The sequence below is a fragment of the Geminicoccus flavidas genome, from assembly GCF_009806515.1.
GTDB lineage: Bacteria > Pseudomonadota > Alphaproteobacteria > Geminicoccales > Geminicoccaceae > Geminicoccus > Geminicoccus flavidus.
The window spans coordinates 1-1,452 of record NZ_WUJP01000301.1; the positions used below are offsets into that span (position 1 = coordinate 1).

Consider the following 1,452-nt stretch of genomic DNA (forward strand, 5'->3'; position numbering starts at 1 on the left):
CCCCCAGGGCGCGAAAGCGTCGGCCGAAAATGCCGGCCAGCGCGTAGCTGACAGCAGCACCCAGGCAGGCCAGCTGGGCGGTCAGGCCACTGCCCAGGGTCCTGAGCGCGTCGCCGCCAATCAGCACGGCCACGCCCGTGAAGCCCAGCATCACGCCGCTCAGCCGGGCCCGGGTCAGCTTCTCGTCCGGGGTCAGCGCGTGGGCGAGCAGCACGGTGAACAGGGGCGTGGCGGCATTCAGGATCGCGGCGACACCGCTGGCCAGATGCTGCTGGCCCCAGACGATCAGCCCGAACGGCAGGCAGTTGTTCAGGAGACCCATCAGGCCGAAGGCGCTCCAGAGGCGGGCTCCGCCAGGAAGCCGCTGGCCCGCTGCCCGCAGGACCAGCTGCAGGAGCAGGGCGGCCAGGGCGACCCGCAGGGTCACCACCGAAAGGACGGGCAGTTCGGCCACCGCCACCGCATTGAACAGGAAGGAGCCGCTCCAGAAGGCGGCCAGGGTCAGCAGCATGGCCCATTCGGCGGGGGTCATCGGCGCGCGGGGGCGAGGGGACGGCATCGGCATCCGTGGCAGACGGTGTGGGTCGGCCCCTGCCGGATGCCGCTGCGGCCGGTGGTCCGGCTATCCGTTTCTTGCGGGCCTATTCCGGGATGGCGCCGCCATGGCCCGATTCGCTTTTTTCATGAAGCCATCGCAATCTTCGTGCTATAATCTGGAATATGGCGCGCCAAGACGCCGTGCCGGATGAAACGCCCGGTTTGATGATCGTCGGGTGGCGGTGGCGGTGCCTCTTAGGGCATCGTCACCGCCTCGCGCGGTCTCGACCTGCACCGTCGCCGGTGTAGAAGATGCGGCATGACCGATGCCGAAACTCCCGTCGAGCGGGTCCGGCGCGTGCTGGGGCCGAACTACCCGGTGCGCCGGTTCGACCGCAGCACCGCCACCTCCGCCGATGCCGCCGCCGCGATCGGCTGCACCATCGCCCAGATCGCCAAGTCGCTGGTGTTCCGGCGGGCAAGCGGTGATCCGGTGCTGGTGGTGGCCTCGGGCGCCAACCGGGTCGACGAGAAGAAGCTGGCGGCACTTTTGGGCGAGAAGGTCGGGCGGGCCGACCCGGCCTTCGTGCTGGCGAGGACCGGCTATCCGGTGGGCGGCGTGGCGCCGGTCGGCCATGATCCGGCAGTCACCGTGCTCCTGGATGCCGACCTCGTGGGGCACACGGAGATCTGGGCGGCGGCCGGGGCTCCCGATGCCGTGTTCCGTCTGACCCCGGACGATCTGCAGCGCCTGACCGGCGGCCGCTTCTGCGAGCTGGCGCGACGCTGAGAACGGCGGCTGCAACGGCGCAACCGCGGCCGTCGGTGCCGGAACCATCCGTCGGCGTGCCGGCGCCGCTGCTGCTTGCCCCGGCCGGCCAAGCCCGGCACTGATCGCGCAGCGAGCGGAGAGGG

At 70.9% G+C, this 1,452-nt stretch carries 2 protein-coding genes; one reads left to right on the top strand and one right to left on the bottom strand.

The features are described from left to right. Positions 1–559: DMT family transporter (locus EQG76_RS08300; protein WP_200840657.1), on the bottom strand; the 559-nt coding region annotated here is incomplete at its 3' end. Positions 560–856: 297 nt separating this feature from the next. Here EQG76_RS08300 and EQG76_RS08305 point away from each other — a divergent pair. Then, the gene (locus EQG76_RS08305; protein ID WP_159712345.1) at positions 857–1,327 is read left to right on the top strand and encodes a YbaK/EbsC family protein; all 471 of its coding nucleotides are present in this window, start codon (positions 857–859) and stop codon (positions 1,325–1,327) included. The last annotated feature ends 125 nt before the right edge of the window (positions 1,328–1,452 follow it).

Bases quoted from the DNA above. Each gene is read 5' to 3' on its own strand.
- EQG76_RS08305 (WP_159712345.1), top strand. From the start codon at position 857: ATGACCGATGCCGAAACTCCCGTCGAGCGGGTCCGGCGCGTGCTGGGG.